The sequence below is a fragment of the Alphaproteobacteria bacterium genome (assembly GCA_004295055.1).
GTDB lineage: Bacteria > Pseudomonadota > Alphaproteobacteria > SHNJ01 > SHNJ01 > SHNJ01.
This window is the reverse complement of sequence record SHNJ01000031.1, coordinates 1-15,030: the sequence shown is the minus strand read 5'-3', so window position 1 is coordinate 15,030 and position 15,030 is coordinate 1. Positions and strand designations below refer to the sequence as shown.

Sequence of the window (15,030 nt, the reverse complement as noted above, 5' to 3'; positions counted from 1 at the left end):
AGGGCACATGTCAATCCTAAAAAGATACAAAAATATCTAGTAAAGTCATATACTTATGTCGATACATATTCTCTACAGCATTAAAAAATGCTGAAAAAATAACGATTTAATGAAAATAGGTTAAGCCGCCTTGGTTAACGGGCGATATTTAATGCGTTTTGGCGTATTGGCATCCTCGCCCAAACGGCGCTTGCGGTCGGCCTCGTAATCCTGGTAATTGCCTTCGAACCATACCACCTGGCTATCGCCTTCGAATGCCAGAATGTGCGTGGCAAGACGATCCAAGAACCAGCGGTCGTGCGAGATGATTACGGCGCAACCTGGAAATTCGAATAAGCCTTCTTCCAGCGCGCGTAGCGTATCGACGTCCAAATCGTTGGTCGGCTCGTCAAGCAACAATAAATTCACGCCAGTTTTCAGCATTTTTGCCAAATGCACGCGGTTACGTTCCCCGCCCGACAATTGCCCGACGCGTTTCTGCTGGTCGCTACCACGGAAATTGAATTGCGCGCAGTACGCGCGGCTTTGCATTTTTTTGCGGCCCAAATCGATTTCATCGTCGCCGCCGGAAACTTCTTCCCAAACGGTTTTTTTATCTTCCAGCTTGTCGCGCGATTGATCGACATAACCTAATTTTACCGAATCGCCGATTTTAATCGTGCCGCCATCGGGATTTTCGGTTCCGGTAATCATGCGGAATAATGTGGTTTTACCCGCGCCGTTCGGCCCGATAATGCCAACGATGCCGCCGCGCGGCAGATTGAACGATAAATTGTCGAACAATAACCGGTCGCCGAACGATTTGCGCAAGTTATTCGCTTCGATAACGATGTTGCCCAATTCCGGCCCCGGCGGAATAACGATCTGCGCGGTATCGCCGATTTTCTCCTTGGATTTGGCCAGCAATTCATTATAGGCCTGAATACGCGCCTTGGATTTCGCCTGACGCGCCTTTGGCGAAGATTTGATCCACTCGCGCTCTTCGGCCAAGGCTTTTTGCCGCGCCGATTCTTCTTTTTCTTCCTGCGCCAGACGTTTTTGTTTCTGTTCCAGCCAGCTGGAATAATTGCCTTCGTACGGAATGCCCTGGCCGCGATCCAATTCCAGCATCCAGTTGGCGACGTTATCAAAGAAATAACGGTCGTGAGTAATGGTGACCACAGTACCTTTATATTCTTGCAAATGCCGTTCCAGCCACGCGACCGATTCCGCGTCCAAATGGTTGGTCGGTTCGTCCAGCAACAACAAATCCGGTTTTTGCAGCAATAATTTGCACAGCGCAACGCGGCGGATTTCGCCGCCAGACAATTTGGTCACGCCGGAATCGCCCGGCGGACAGCGCAAAGCCTCCAGCGCGATTTCAACCTGGCGTTCGATTTCCCACCCATCGACCGCGTCGATTTTTTCCTGCAATTCCGCTTGTTCCGCAAGCAGCGCGTTCATTTCATCGTCATTGGCGACTTCGCCGAATTTCATATTCACTTCTTCAAACCGTTTCAACAACGCGCGCGTTTCCGAGAGCGCTTCGATCACGTTTTCCATCACGGTTTTATTCTGATCCAGTTTTGGTTCCTGTGGCAGGTATCCAACCTTGGCGCCTTCGGCGGCATAGGCTTCGCCGGAAAATTCGGTGTCCCAACCCGCCATGATTTTCATCAAGGTCGATTTACCCGCGCCGTTCGGGCCGATCACGCCGATTTTCGCGCCCGGCAAAAACGACAGCCAAATATCCTTCAGCACTTCTTTGCCGCCGGGATACGCCTTGGTCATGCCCTTCATGGTGTAAACGAATTGGTACGATGCCATTAAATCCTCACTTTAATTAGCTGGGATTCATAGCAAAAATTAACAGGGATAGAAAGAGGAACAGGAAAACGCCGGTATAACAGGCATTTCTTTATTCAATTCCTTTTTATTTGGGCCGCTGCACCCCACATTTGGTGGATCGGCAAAATACCAAATAAAACATTATTAGTAATTTTATTTTAAAATAAATATAGACTTTGATTATAAATAGTGCTATTGAGAACACTCAACGATACAAAAAGACTCAACAACACAAGGAGAAACAATATGGGATACTATGGTGATATTGGGCGAGAAGCTGGCGAACGGGCAAAAGAAAGAATCTCAAAAGGTGAGAAACCTTCTACAGTTCATAAACAAGAATTAGGTGGGGCTGTGGCTAAAGCTGTGGTGGCGACTGGTATTACGATTGCTGCTCCAATAATTATTCCAGTTGTAGCGGGTAAGATTCTTTGGGATAAGTTAAGGGGCAAATAGCGTCAGAGTTAATTTTTCTGTTTGCGCCGCCGTTCGCTTCGGGGGATGTATTTCATATTGGTTGATCCAGCCCGGCTTCGCTAGGGCGCGGCAGTCTTCGCCCCTTTTGTATTGGCTTGCCGAGTCGTAGCCCCAAAGGGGCGAAGACTGATGGGCCGGAATCACCTGGGATAAAAGGCGCTCATAATTTTGTTTTAGTACTATTAAGTTAGTAAATACTTGAAGTTAAATGTGAATTATATTTCCTTTAAGAAAATATATTGCATCCTAAATGAATACACATTATAATTATATACCATGTCCGAACCCTCTGACCGCGTGCTAGCAAAAGCGCCAGTTTCTGGCTCTGCGCTCACCAACACTTTGTTGGGTAAAGGCGTTTTGGACGAATTGCGCCGCACACAACCGGATAAATATTTTGAGTTGCTTCGGCGCGCCACGAGTCCGCAAGCGGATCAATTTTTAGAAAAAGCGGAATGGGCTCTTTTAACCGCAGAATTGCTATCCGGCATGGGACAATTCACCGGAAAAAAATCTGACCACAATGATACCCCTAATTTAAAAAATATTGAATTGATGCAGCAAGCTTTGAAAATGCTGATCGATAGAGCGGCTTGGGATTTGATCGACACCGATACACCGCAAGTATGCAAAGCCATAGAGAGCATATTTCACGATTATTGCAAGGTTCCTCCTCTTCATTATTCCGAACTCGAGACAAAACGAATTCACGATACAGCGCTGCCGGCTCTGGCCGCTTTCATTAACAAAAAGCCCAAAGAAGGAATAGCCTTTGTCCGGCGCTTATTTAGTGGTGTTTTGAAAGAAAGATCCGATTTAATAAACGATGTGTTGCAACAAGCCGTTCAAAGTCATCCCGACACCATAGTACGCGAATTTGCAAAACCTGTTCGCATTTCCAACGGCGACCGGATAGAAAGATCGGATTCAGACACCATTGTTTTAGACGGGCTGGCTCGCATTGCTGTTTTTTACAGAATAACCCGGCCGCAATTGGCGCTAGACGCTGCGTGCGGCATCCTAAGCCGCAAAAATGAAGCATATGCGCCTATTAATACGGATGACCTTTCGATTCCCTTTCTAGACCCACTTACCAAATATCAAGGGGCGGCCAAAGCAACAATTGATGAATTATGCCTATCGCGCCCAGAATCAGTCATGCGCCAGCCTGATAGCAGCAATTACCTGAAAAAAGCCAAGGCTCAAGTTGCCGTTGATTTTATTCGCGCCAACCGGCCATTTGCGGCACAAGTTATGAAATGCTGGCTGGGTTATGCCATTGATCCTGAAAAAGCGCCGACTTATGTATTGCCCTCGTCCCTGTCACCCGAGTGGGATCACAGAAAGCGCATAGAATTTTGGGAAACCTTAAGATCAAAGCAGCGCAAAGGAACCAAGCGATTATTGGGAATTGCAAATGATTTAAATTTACCCGCCCCTCAATTTGCCGTTCGATGCGTGGATGTCCTATCCACATCAGGATGGACGGACGGTTTATATAATTTCAGCCGTGGTTCGCGTGATAATAGTGTGTTTGAAATTGGAGAGAATTTTTTTAGAAAAATGGCGGAGCTGGATCCAGAACTGACACTGGATATTATGGAGATTCATACGGCAACTGCCCCCAAATCGAATTGGAGATCATCCTATTGTGCCAACCAAAGATTGGGATGGGACGGATTTTGCGTAACACTGGCAACCCAAATCGCCGCTCATTACGAAAAAACAGATCCCGCTTTGGCGTTGCGGGCGACAAGATATGCTGTAAAAACAGCCGGAGAAGAATCGATTAGAGAATTGTCGGCCGTAGATATTGCATCCCTCTGCCGGAACTTTAAGAGAGTCACTCAAACGGATCCGGAGCTCGCCTTGCAAACCATCGAGCGGTGCAGCCCCCCTTCTTGGATATCAAGGATATCAAGGTACCATACCAATAATAGGTCCTATTGGTATGAATATTGTTATCGCGAAGCCATGAAAATGGCCCATCAACATACAAAAACCAATCCGGCAATAGCGGCCAAAGCGGCAAGCTATGTTCTAAATATCATGAATCGCGCCGGTGACGCCATTGAATACCATTCTATTAGGAATCATAGGTCTGCTCCGGCTGGAAGAATGGGATTACCAACTCATTTAGCAAAAATACATGAATCAACCAAACGCCGCAAACCTGCCATGATCAAAAGCCAAACGGGGCCAGTCCGCGCCATTACCCACGCCGCTAGAACACGCGGAGAAAAATAAAAGTCGCGTTCGCGTTGTGGATGTTAATTACGATATGCTGTTCGCGATTCCTTGAATCGCTCCGAGTTCCGGAATGCCTTGTAATCGAACCTGTGCACAGAGGTTCGAAACTTAACGATCTTACCAACTATAAGACCCCCATTGGGGGTCTTATAGTTGGTGGGCCGAAAGAAGCTTAAATAAAACGCTCTCAATTGTTTTGTTTCGATGGAAAAGCTAGGTTTTCTGCAAGCTTTCGATGAATTTGAAACAAAAATACCTTTGTAATTTTATTCCAACTTGACACTCTAATAATATTGTGCCAATATGGATACAGAAGAGGTAGTTATGGATAATATAAATTTAAGTATTGCTCAACAATTGTATGGGAAATTACTAGACGGTAGCGATAAGCACTCGAACGCTAGTTCTCTAGCTGCTGATCGCACATTAGAATCCATGGACAGATATTTAAAAAAGGCTGGGATGGGACGAGAAGCCCTGGATCCAACTAAACAATTAGATGAGATAAATCAAGGGATCGAATCTGTAAGAAAAGCCGCTGCCCTAACCCATGCACGCAAAGTATATGAACAAATGTTAAAAGGTTTTTCTACTGGCTCTAACACAGTTAAATTCCGCGCTCCAGCAGGCGCCACAGACTCTGTAACACTCATGGATTATGAATTGACAGTTGCCGGTGTAGGCCGAGAGGCACTAAGCCCTGGAATACCAGTTGCAGACATAAATAGATCGATTGAAGAAATTTTATCCAATCACCCACGAACAGGCGAAGGTTCTATTCTAGGAATTACGGCTCAAGATTGGGTAAGGGCAAGGGCTGGAGTTGCTGCAGGAAGATAAGAAGATAATCGGAAAATTCATTAAAGCGCGGGACAATATCTCGCGCTTTTATTTTTGTGGTGACACCCACCTGAGAAAAATACGCCAAATAGAGAGAATGATGCGCGGTTTTTCGATACATCAAATGGCTGCGCGGTTAAGTTGCGCCAGCGCTAAACCCCAAATTCCCAGCCTTTTTCTGCTATATCTCAAAAGCTGAGAAACGCATCCTAAAAAGAATATGGTGGGCCCGACAGGATTCGAACCTGTGACAACACCGTTATGAGCGGTGCGTTCTAACCGCTGAACTACAGGCCCAAGCCGAATTGATATAACACGGGCTGATGTCATCTGTAACCCATTTTTGCGAATCAGCCTTAGAAATTACAGGCTTGACGTACAAAATCCCATCCGCTACAAAATATTTCTTTAAAGAAAAATACGGTGGGTTTAATGAGCCTAGATACTTCTCCAGCCACAGATGCTGCACGCAGAATAAATCACCATTTGAGCCGCGGCGAATTATCCATCGCCGAAAGAATTTTATATGAAAATGCCGGTAAACCGGAACGGTTGTCTTGGCAAGCAATTGCCGCTGCGGCAATTATAGCCGGATTACCCCACACTGCCGCCTATTTGTACGATACGCTGTCTTGTGCCCCCGCGCAAATAAACAATGTCAATTCGTTGGTAGCGGTCGCGCAAGGCGAATTCGCCGATACGCCAATCGGAATTGTACTGGCCAACAAGCTTACTTATGGTGGCATCAAGGTTACCGATTCCGTTTTATCTGCGGTTGAGCAAGCTGGAAAAAGCCATACGCAAGTTGGTAAATTTCTGATCGAACATGCTGCGATTATCAAAGGTTGGGGTCGCGCCGCCTAATTCGTGTCACATAATTCCTTAGAAGAGGTAATTTTACCAAAAACTAAGGCGTTGGAGTTATTGTATCGAAACCAGCGTTTATAAAAACAACGCGCACAAAAACCCTTAATTAAACGCTATAAAATCAAAAACTGAAAATCACTAATCCCAATACCGAATTTAAAGCAGGTTGGCGTGCCATTAACACCTGGCCGAGCGGAACGGGTTTTGCGATAAAATTCTTATTTTGAATGAACTAAATTCGCTACGTGGTAAACCATAGTGGCTATCAAGGCTGCGTCCTTTTCATTGCGTTCAAAATTCCGCCCTTCCAAAGTCACGGGCTTATAAGCGGACGCGACATCTTGCATTTCCGGCCACAACATGCCGCCTTTTGGCCAGTGGCGCATTAAGGCATTTCCGGCGGCTTGTTCATCCGGGCCAGCCATCACCGTCAATCCGATTCTTGGCGATATTGATTGCATCCACGTATGGCCCGTTTTACCCAATAAAAACGGTTCAGCCCGAGTCACATGGTCCCGCGTTAGTGGAAAAGTGGGCACATCCGTACCACACGGAACATCGATTTGATTTTTTTCATCGCCCAATTGGGACGCAAGTTTTGCGGTCGCGTCGACGACTGGCGAAACCGCCACGACATGATCGACATAAGCCGGAGCCTCTACGCCAGCTTTGGCTAGCCATAATAAAGCTGGCCATACGGCCAAAGAACTAGCCACTAAAACTTTTTTGCCAGACGCAGCAAAATGCGGAATCGTATCGGCTATGTGACCCACCCATTCATCCACATGGCCGTGTACCGGATTTTGCCAATCAATAACATGAAAATTAATGCGATTGGCCCCGCATACCTGTCCGATCGCGTGAGCCTTATGTCCGCGCCCATGCGTTTGCAATCCGCCTAAAAAATAGACTGTTTTTGGTGTTCTCATCTCTCGCGCCCTTATTTATCGTGTCTATATTTATTATTTTGTTTATTATGTTAGTTATTAATTTTAACTTTTAAAACATATCGGCAAAAATCTGTCAATTATTATTTTTAAAATAATAGTTCAAATTTAAAATCGAATTTTTATTGCTTTAAGCCGCACAAATTACGCGCCAATAATTTTGACCAACACGCGTTTGTCGCGCTTGCCATCGAACTCGCCGTAAAAAATTTGTTCCCACGGGCCAAAATCCAATTCACCGTCTGTAATCGCCACCACCACCTCGCGGCCCATAACGGTGCGTTTTAAATGGGCATCGGCATTGTCTTCGCCCGTGTCATTGTGGCGATATTGGTCATATGGTTTTTCCGGCGCCAATTTTTCCAGCCATTTTTCAAAATCATGGTGCAATCCGCGTTCATCGTCATTGATAAAAACCGACGATGAAATATGCATCGAATTAACCAGGCACAAACCCTCGCTAATCCCGGATTCGGCGATACATTGTTCCACCTTCGGCGTGATGTTCACATACCCGCGCCGCGTTGGCAAATGCAGGATGATTTCTTTGCGATAGGATTTCATTCCGGCCGATTACGTATCCAAGAAACTGCGCAATTTACGGCTGCGCGATGGATGTTTCAATTTGCGCAATGCCTTTGCTTCGATCTGGCGAATACGTTCGCGGGTAACGGTGAATTGCGTTCCCACTTCTTCCAGCGTGTGATCGGTGTTCATGCCGATGCCGAATCGCATGCGCAGAACCCGTTCTTCGCGCGCGGTCAATGTGGCCAGAACGCGGGTGGTGGCGTCGCGCAAATTGGCGTTGATCGCGGCGTCGATTGGAATGACGGCCTGTTTGTCTTCGATAAAATCGCCCAATTGCGAATCTTCTTCGTCACCCACCGGTGTTTCCAACGAAATCGGTTCCTTGGCGATTTTCATCACCTTGCGCACTTTATCGAGCGGCATGTGCAATTTTGCGGCCAGCTCTTCGGGCGTCGGTTCGCGGCCCATTTCATTCAACATCTGGCGGCCGGTACGCACCAATTTATTGATGGTTTCGATCATATGCACCGGAATGCGGATGGTACGCGCCTGATCGGCGATCGAACGCGTGATTGCCTGGCGAATCCACCAGGTCGCATACGTTGAAAATTTATAACCGCGTTTATATTCGAATTTATCGACCGCTTTCATCAGGCCGATATTGCCCTCTTGAATCAGGTCGAGAAATTGCAAGCCGCGGTTGGTGTATTTTTTGGCAATCGAAATAACCAGGCGCAAGTTCGCTTCGATCATTTCTTTTTTCGCGCGGTTCGAATCGCGCTCGCCACGCTGTACCGATGCGACGATGCGTTTGAATTCGACGAGCGGTAACATCACCTGTTCGGCGATGACTTTAAATTCCTTGACGATATTGTCAATTTGCTCGCCGTGTTTTTCGGCGAATTTTGCCCAGCCCTTGCCGGTCATTTTGCCGAATTTTTTGGAACTTATTTTTTCCGGGTCTTGCGATTGATACCAGGAAATATATTCTTCGCGCTTGACGCCGCACGATTCGGCCCAACGCATCATTTGCAATTCGTACTGGCCGATTTTTTTATTGATATCGTACAATTGCAAAACCAATTGTTCGATGCGGCTTTGCGCCAGTTTCATGGCGACGATTTCCGCCATGATTTCGGCTTTTAATTTTTCGTAATTTTTCTCGGTGCGCGGATCGATTTTTCCGCCTTTGGCGGTCGCGTCGATCTTGCTTTGTTGCGAACCGCGGAATTTTTTATAAAGGCCCAGCACCTTATCCAGCGCTTCGCCGATAATCGGAATCAACGCCTGTTCCATCAACGACAGGCTTGGCGTTTCCTCTTCCGGCTGTTCCGGCTGCGCCTTTGCTTCTTCCGCGCTCTCTTCGCCTTCTTCGTCTGCGGCGGCTGGCGGGGCTTCTTCTTCCTCTTCGATCTCTTCTTCTTCCGCGCCATAAGACGTATCAAGGTCGATCAATTCGCGCAGCATAATTTTGTTTTGGTCCAATGCCCTGCGCCATTCCGCCAACGCTTTTTGCGTCAGTGGCGACTCGCACAGGCAGCCCAGCATCATCTCGCGGCCGGATTCGATCCGTTTGGCGATTTCAATCTCGCCTTCGCGCGATAACAATTCCACCTGGCCCATTTCACGCAAATACATGCGTACCGGGTCGTCGGTGCGGCCGGCTTCGTTGCTGACGTTGCCGCGCTGTTCGCCTTCTTCTTCGTCTTCTTCGTCCTCTTCCTCTTCCGGGCTGTCGAACCCTTCTTCATCGGAAGATTCTTCTCCGGATTTGGATTTTTTGCCTTTGGTTTTTTTGGCTGGCGTATCGACAATCACTTCGTCGACATCTTCGGCATCGGCGTCGACAATGTTGATGCCGATTTCAGAAAATGACGCGAGCGCGTCTTCGATTGCGTCGGCGCTTAATTTGCCGGCAGGCAAAGCCTGATTGATTTCATCATAAGTGACATAGCCGCGCGACTTACCCTTGGCGATCAGCTTTTTCATTCCCGAAGCCTGGCTTTTCAGCAATGGGGCGTCTTCGGTTTCTGGAGTTTCTTCTGATTCTGATTTGCTTTTTTTGTTCATGCCTGTTTTCACTGCCAAATTAGATTGCAACGCTACCCCCTACCCACACCCAAAATAAAAATCTGATATAAAAATAGTGTACTGCGCGGAACTATCCAGTGTCCGCGCGATCGTCTTTTCTAGGGGATTTCAATGGCTTATGCAAGCCGAATATCGCGCCCGGAACGGGGAAAAGTCATAAAATGCCATTTATTTCATGTGTTTAGGCGATTTTGCTTGTGCGTAAAGCCCATTTTATATATATCCCTGTTTCCGGTTTTACCGGCCAATTATAAAAAAATAATAACCGAACCGGGATTCCATTCATTTTACCAAGGCGCTTGCATCGATCGATGAATAAAATTTCTTTGCCCGATATTCCTGTGTTTTGCAGAACGCGCGACGATTTATTTTTGTTATATGCGCCGGAAGCAAAATATGAATCCAGATCAGCCGCCCTGGAAGATGGCCGCCTGAATTTAAGACGACGCATCATGGCTAGCATCGTGGATGAATATAACGGCCCATCCAAAAATCCTACATTTAAATTGCCGCCGGGAAAGTTATGGTCTTTATACGTCCGCACTTTATACACCCATAATTTTTTATCCGACGCTTTTAATGACGCCTTAAATCATAAATTAGCTGCTTTTATTTTAGAAATAGCGTTAGAGCGATATTTAGATCATATGCCTAAACCATCATCACCCACCGCTATCCAGCATGAACGCCATGTCCGCGGAGGCCAAACCCGCACCAGCACCGGCAGAAAAGTTTCCAACAGCACCGACGTATTGCGGTTTATGGAATTATTCAAGGGTTCTCCGGAAATTCTGGCGCTGGGCGTTTTACGAAAAAAGTGCAATTTGCGCTGATTATTTATTGCCGGCGCCCAGCAACGCATTTTGCAGATCTTGCTGCGCTTCCAAATCCTGCTGCAACTGGCGGGAATATTTTTCCCATGACGCTTCGTCAAATTCGCCTTCCGGCGGCGCGTGCATAGGCGCTTGATCCTGTTTGGTCCGGTGCGCCAGCAAAGATTGCCGCCAATGTTCGATTAAATATTGATTATCCTCCTGCAACCACCGGAACATATGGCGGGAACGTTCGCAAATATCCTCCACTTGATCGCGTTCGGCGGAATCGAATTGATGGAAACAGTCCGTCCATTCGCCAATATCGGCATGATGCGAAATATCGATCAACCGCATGCGCAATTTTTCCAGATCATGATCGGCGAAAGACAGCGTGCCTAAATCCTCGCAATGAACCGCCAATAATTTGGGGTACAGCAACAGCGCCGCCAACAAAGCTTCGGATTCGCGGCGTTCGACATCGCTGTTTTTGCGCAATTGGTGAATATTATGCGGCACCGGAATTGGATTGCGCGCAAATGCGCCTTTGATGATTTTTTTCGCTTTGACAAACCCGGACACTGGCGCGGATGAATTAGACGCTAATAACGGTTTCAATTGATCGTAAATATAGCGGCGGTAATCCTGGCGTAAATTTTCATCCCGCACCAAAGACAATTTTTGCGCGAGGCGTTTATACAAATCGCGTTCCGATTCCGGACTGTCCACCGGCTTTGCATGATATTCCACTTGGGCCAATTTTTCATGGAATGGAGCCGCGGCGGCGCATAAATCCATAAAAGCTTTTTGACCTTTGGCCTGCACATAGGTATCGGGATCGAATCCGGCCGGAATGGTAACAAAGCGCACTTCTTTGCCCACGCGCAACAGCGGCAGAATACGTTCGATGGATCTTTCCGCCGCGCGCAGCCCGGCAGCATCGCCATCAAAGCATAACAATATTCTGTCGGCATATCGCCACAATAATTCAACGTGCGATTCCGTCAACGCGGTGCCGAGCGTTGCAACCGCGTTGGTAATTCCCGCCTGATGCAAAGCGATTGTATCCATATATCCTTCAACCACAATGGCGGTCCGCGTTTTGCCCATTGCCGGCGTTGCGAACGGCAGTGCGTACACGGTGCGGCCTTTGTGAAACAATTCCGTTTCCGGCGAATTCAAATATTTCGGCTCGCCCTCGCCGAAAATACGTCCGCCAAACGCGATAGGCTCTTTTTTCAAATTATGAATCGGAAACATGATACGGCTGCGAAACCGGTCATACGGTTCGCGCGATTCCGCTTTGATCACCAATCCGGTTTCGGCGGCCAGATTAACATCTATCCCGGATTTAGACATCGCACGCCATAAACCATCGCGGTCATCCGGAACAAAACCGATTCCAAATTGCGCAATCGTTTGCGGCGACAATCCGCGTTTGGCCAAGTAATCGCGCGCGCCCTGCCCCAATTGGGAGTGATTCAGATTTTGCGTAAACCACATTTGCGCTTGCGCGGTTAAGGTCAATAAACGTTTGCGTTTTTCCAATTCCGCCGGATCTTCGGCGCGGCCTTGGGTTTTTGGCACTTCCAACCCTGCCCGTTCCGCCAATTGCGTTACCGCATCGACAAACGACAGGTTTTGCGATTGCATCAAAAATTTAATCGCATCGCCATGCGCTCCGCAACCGAAGCAATGATAAAATTGCTTTTCTTCCGATACGGTGAAGCTGGGCGTTTTTTCGGAATGAAACGGGCACAGTCCGGAAAATTCCCGCCCTTTGCGCGTCAATTTCACGCTGCGCCCAATAAGTTCCGCAATCGAGGTGCGGTTACGCAGCTCGTCTAAAAAATTTTGCGGAAAATTTCCGGCCATTATGCCGCCAAACTTTCTTTCACCCAGCCGCTGACCTTGGTCATATCAACCTGTCCGGCCAGGCGTTCTTTGACAACGCCCATGACCTTGCCCATATCCTTGGCCGAGCTGGCGCCGACTTCGGCGATGATCGCCTTGATTTTCGCCTTTGCTTCGGATTCGTCCAATTGCTTTGGCAAGAATTCTTCGATCATGGCGATTTCCAAATTTTCTTTATCCGCCAATTCCTGACGGCCGCCTTGAATAAAAGTTGTCGCGCTTTCCTTGCGCTGTTTTACCAGAGTTAGCAAAACCGCCATTGCCTCGGTATCGTTCAAGGCCGGTTTGCCCTTAATCTCGTTATCGATATCGCGTTTTTTAATTTCCGAGATCACCATGCGCAAAGTAGTGGTACGGTGTTCATTGCGCGCTTTCATGGATTCTTTTACAGCATTGCTGAGACGGGTCTTAATGTCGGACATAAGCCTACCTTCTTAATAATGATTAATGAATTTCTTCGTATTGGCGTAGCACACCTATATATACCACGCAATCCAGGGAAAATTCCTTGTTTGCTTATGCCAATACCTTGTTTTGGCTATTTATTAACAAAATTCCTTTAAATTATTGGGCAATGCGGGTTTATAAAACGTTATACGTCACGAAAATGTAATATAAACGTTGTATCCTAATCAGTAATATACCGGTGGTATATTATCACGCATTTGTGATTTTTAAGTATTTGATTTTAAATAATTTTATAAAAAGGGGAATTAAGATGGTCGCATTTCGTACCCTAAACCGCAGAAAATCCGCTGGTTTTGCTCTCGGATATGTGTTCGCCATTCTGGCCGTAACGGCAGGCGCCTTGGTCCTTAGCACCACCACCACGCAAAACGCCAGCCGGCAAGCCGCGACCATTAATAACCGGGCACAATTGACCTCGACCATCAATAGCCTGACAAATTCTATTTCGCGCGATGGCAGCATGCACACCGGCAACATCTTCCAAGTCAAACCCGCCAAAAAAGGAGATGGCCGTTTTATCGGTGATGCTGGCGCCGGTTATGTTCCTGGAAATTACGGATCGCAGTTCGATCCATTGGGCACGCCTATTAAATATTGCGTATGGCATAATGGACCAGGCACGATCGACCCGCCAATTGAAGGCGACGAAGTGGAACCACTTTACATCAACTCTAACTTTGCAACGCACACTGAAGTAGCAACCGCGCCGTCATTCGCTTTGATGGTTGCCGGTAAAAACGGCCAGTTTGAAACAAACTGCCGCGACATCACTGAGCTCGCAGGCAATCTAACCAGATTAAAAAGTGCCGATGCCATCAATGAAATGTTACAGCAAAATCGCAGCGACGACCGTATATTTGCCAAAACCGACGCTGACACTCGTGACGCCCAAGGCCAAGGCGCCGCAAACTTGGTTGCCGGCGTTCAAACTTGCGACGAAATACGCGAAAAATTGATTTATCGCCAAAACGATGAAGGCCAAGTCGAATTTGCCTGTGTACCGGAACACGATCCGCAAATGACCGCTGAAAACGTAGGCAATGGAACCGGCCGCATTTTTAAATATGAAAATGACGACGTTATGGACAATGTGGATGAGAGCGATGTTGGCGATATGCCAAAAGCGATGAAATTCCGTACTATAACCGCCAGCGGCGCTGCCCAAATTACCCAAAACGCAGACACCATCAATATTGACGTCAGCACCTCTTCGGCCAGTGCCGCCAACTCCGGCGCTAACGGTGCCAGAGTGTACAAAGACGGCACCACCAGCCCGTTTGTATTCCGCCGCATCATTTCGGCAAGCCCTGCCATTACTTTGACCGAAAATGACGGTCAGATTGTACTGGGTTTTGATGGATCTAGCAGTGGCGTTATTACCGGCGCGCAAAATATTGGTACAGGCCCTGGCGCAATTTTGAAAGAACCAGTCGGATCCACTTTAGGACTGCGCCGCATTAAATCGGCGGATACTAATTTAGATATCAGCACCGTTGCCGATGACGTCGTGATCAAAAATACCCTTCAAGTGCCGGTTAAAGGCGGCATCAACGTTGGCGGTGGTTTAATCGCTGGCGTGCCAAATACTCCGCCAGATACCACGAAAACAAAAAGCATTTACATCGGCATTGATGGCAATAAAAAAATGGTCTTCCGCCGTTTGCAAGCCGGCAATGGCGTAATCCTTAGCGATGGAGACGGCTGTACAGCCAACAACAACGGAAATCCCAGAAACGTGGATGCCATACCGGCCAATGGCGCGGCAGCAAATGCCTACGCCAATCCTAATGGCGGCGCTGGAAACATGGCTGCCCGCAACGGTGGCGGTGGCGCGCCAGCCAATCAGGCCATGGACGACGTGGTGGAAGCCAATGATGCCACCGATACCGGCAATGATGCCAGCAATATTACCGGTTGCGAAAAAGCAATCAAAATCAGCCTGGATTTAGGTTCTATTCATATCGATGAACATGATCCCGTGTTTTTATCATGGCGCAATAGCGTAATGC

Annotated in this window: 12 protein-coding genes and 1 tRNA gene; 6 read left to right on the top strand and 7 right to left on the bottom strand. The window is 47.6% G+C overall.

Annotated features, from left to right (window positions below):
* Nucleotides 1-120 precede the first annotated feature (120 nt).
* Nucleotides 121-1,806, bottom strand: coding sequence for an energy-dependent translational throttle protein EttA (gene ettA / locus EYC62_07620; GenBank protein ID TAH32595.1), 1,686 nt, complete (start codon nt 1,804-1,806; stop codon nt 121-123).
* Between the two features lie 267 nt (nt 1,807-2,073).
* Between ettA and EYC62_07615 the strand changes: the two genes are divergently transcribed.
* The 3 genes from EYC62_07615 (at nt 2,074) to EYC62_07605 (ending at nt 5,394) form a co-directional block, all read left to right on the top strand.
* Nucleotides 2,074-2,283 (top strand): hypothetical protein, encoded by a 210-nt coding sequence (locus tag EYC62_07615; protein TAH32594.1) that lies wholly within the window; start codon nt 2,074-2,076, stop codon nt 2,281-2,283.
* A gap of 297 nt (nt 2,284-2,580) precedes the next feature.
* On the top strand, nt 2,581-4,551 hold the full coding sequence (locus tag EYC62_07610) for a hypothetical protein (protein ID TAH32593.1): 1,971 nt from the start codon (nt 2,581-2,583) through the stop codon (nt 4,549-4,551).
* Nucleotides 4,552-4,857: 306 nt separating this feature from the next.
* Nucleotides 4,858-5,394 (top strand): hypothetical protein, encoded by a 537-nt coding sequence (locus EYC62_07605; protein ID TAH32592.1) that lies wholly within the window; start codon nt 4,858-4,860, stop codon nt 5,392-5,394.
* A 221-nt stretch (nt 5,395-5,615) separates the two neighbouring features.
* Here EYC62_07605 and EYC62_07600 read toward each other — a convergent pair.
* Nucleotides 5,616-5,691 (bottom strand) — tRNA-Met (locus EYC62_07600).
* A 135-nt stretch (nt 5,692-5,826) separates the two neighbouring features.
* Between EYC62_07600 and EYC62_07595 the strand changes: the two genes are divergently transcribed.
* Complete coding sequence (locus EYC62_07595) at nt 5,827-6,258, top strand: hypothetical protein (protein ID TAH32591.1); 432 nt, start codon at nt 5,827-5,829, stop codon at nt 6,256-6,258.
* Between the two features lie 221 nt (nt 6,259-6,479).
* Here EYC62_07595 and EYC62_07590 read toward each other — a convergent pair whose 3' ends face one another.
* The 3 genes from EYC62_07590 to rpoD all read right to left on the bottom strand — a co-directional run bounded on the left by EYC62_07590 (nt 6,480) and on the right by rpoD (nt 9,806).
* Nucleotides 6,480-7,190 (bottom strand): hypothetical protein, encoded by a 711-nt coding sequence (locus EYC62_07590; protein TAH32590.1) that lies wholly within the window; start codon nt 7,188-7,190, stop codon nt 6,480-6,482.
* Nucleotides 7,191-7,352: 162 nt separating this feature from the next.
* Nucleotides 7,353-7,772, bottom strand: coding sequence for a YjbQ family protein (locus tag EYC62_07585; GenBank protein TAH32589.1), 420 nt, complete (start codon nt 7,770-7,772; stop codon nt 7,353-7,355).
* 9 nt (nt 7,773-7,781) lie between these two features.
* Complete coding sequence (gene rpoD / locus EYC62_07580; GenBank protein TAH32588.1) at nt 7,782-9,806, bottom strand: RNA polymerase sigma factor RpoD; 2,025 nt, start codon at nt 9,804-9,806, stop codon at nt 7,782-7,784.
* Nucleotides 9,807-10,138: 332 nt separating this feature from the next.
* Between rpoD and EYC62_07575 the strand changes: the two genes are divergently transcribed.
* Nucleotides 10,139-10,660 carry a hypothetical protein gene (locus tag EYC62_07575; protein ID TAH32587.1) on the top strand — a complete coding sequence of 174 codons (522 nt, stop codon included), beginning with the start codon at nt 10,139-10,141 and terminating at the stop codon, nt 10,658-10,660.
* Here the strand turns inward: EYC62_07575 and EYC62_07570 are convergent, their stop codons facing one another.
* Nucleotides 10,661-12,514 (bottom strand): DNA primase, encoded by a 1,854-nt coding sequence (locus tag EYC62_07570; GenBank protein ID TAH32586.1) that lies wholly within the window; start codon nt 12,512-12,514, stop codon nt 10,661-10,663. It lies immediately after the preceding gene.
* Nucleotides 12,514-12,975, bottom strand: coding sequence for a GatB/YqeY domain-containing protein (locus EYC62_07565; protein ID TAH32585.1), 462 nt, complete (start codon nt 12,973-12,975; stop codon nt 12,514-12,516). Before EYC62_07565 ends, EYC62_07570 begins: the two co-directional genes overlap by 1 nt.
* Before the next feature lie 296 nt (nt 12,976-13,271).
* Here EYC62_07565 and EYC62_07560 point away from each other — a divergent pair.
* The coding region (locus tag EYC62_07560) for a hypothetical protein (GenBank protein ID TAH32584.1) at nt 13,272-15,030 on the top strand (1,759 nt) is incomplete at its 3' end.

Coding starts and splice junctions, on each gene's coding strand:
- EYC62_07590 (TAH32590.1), bottom strand. CDS start 7,190: ATGAGAACACCAAAAACAGTCTATTTTTTAGGCGGATTGCAAACGCAT.
- EYC62_07585 (TAH32589.1), bottom strand. CDS start 7,772: ATGAAATCCTATCGCAAAGAAATCATCCTGCATTTGCCAACGCGGCGC.
- rpoD (TAH32588.1), bottom strand. CDS start 9,806: ATGAACAAAAAAAGCAAATCAGAATCAGAAGAAACTCCAGAAACCGAA.
- EYC62_07595 (TAH32591.1), top strand. CDS start 5,827: ATGAGCCTAGATACTTCTCCAGCCACAGATGCTGCACGCAGAATAAAT.
- EYC62_07570 (TAH32586.1), bottom strand. CDS start 12,514: ATGGCCGGAAATTTTCCGCAAAATTTTTTAGACGAGCTGCGTAACCGC.
- EYC62_07615 (TAH32594.1), top strand. CDS start 2,074: ATGGGATACTATGGTGATATTGGGCGAGAAGCTGGCGAACGGGCAAAA.
- EYC62_07605 (TAH32592.1), top strand. CDS start 4,858: ATGGATACAGAAGAGGTAGTTATGGATAATATAAATTTAAGTATTGCT.
- EYC62_07575 (TAH32587.1), top strand. CDS start 10,139: ATGAATAAAATTTCTTTGCCCGATATTCCTGTGTTTTGCAGAACGCGC.
- EYC62_07610 (TAH32593.1), top strand. CDS start 2,581: ATGTCCGAACCCTCTGACCGCGTGCTAGCAAAAGCGCCAGTTTCTGGC.
- ettA (TAH32595.1), bottom strand. CDS start 1,806: ATGGCATCGTACCAATTCGTTTACACCATGAAGGGCATGACCAAGGCG.
- EYC62_07565 (TAH32585.1), bottom strand. CDS start 12,975: ATGTCCGACATTAAGACCCGTCTCAGCAATGCTGTAAAAGAATCCATG.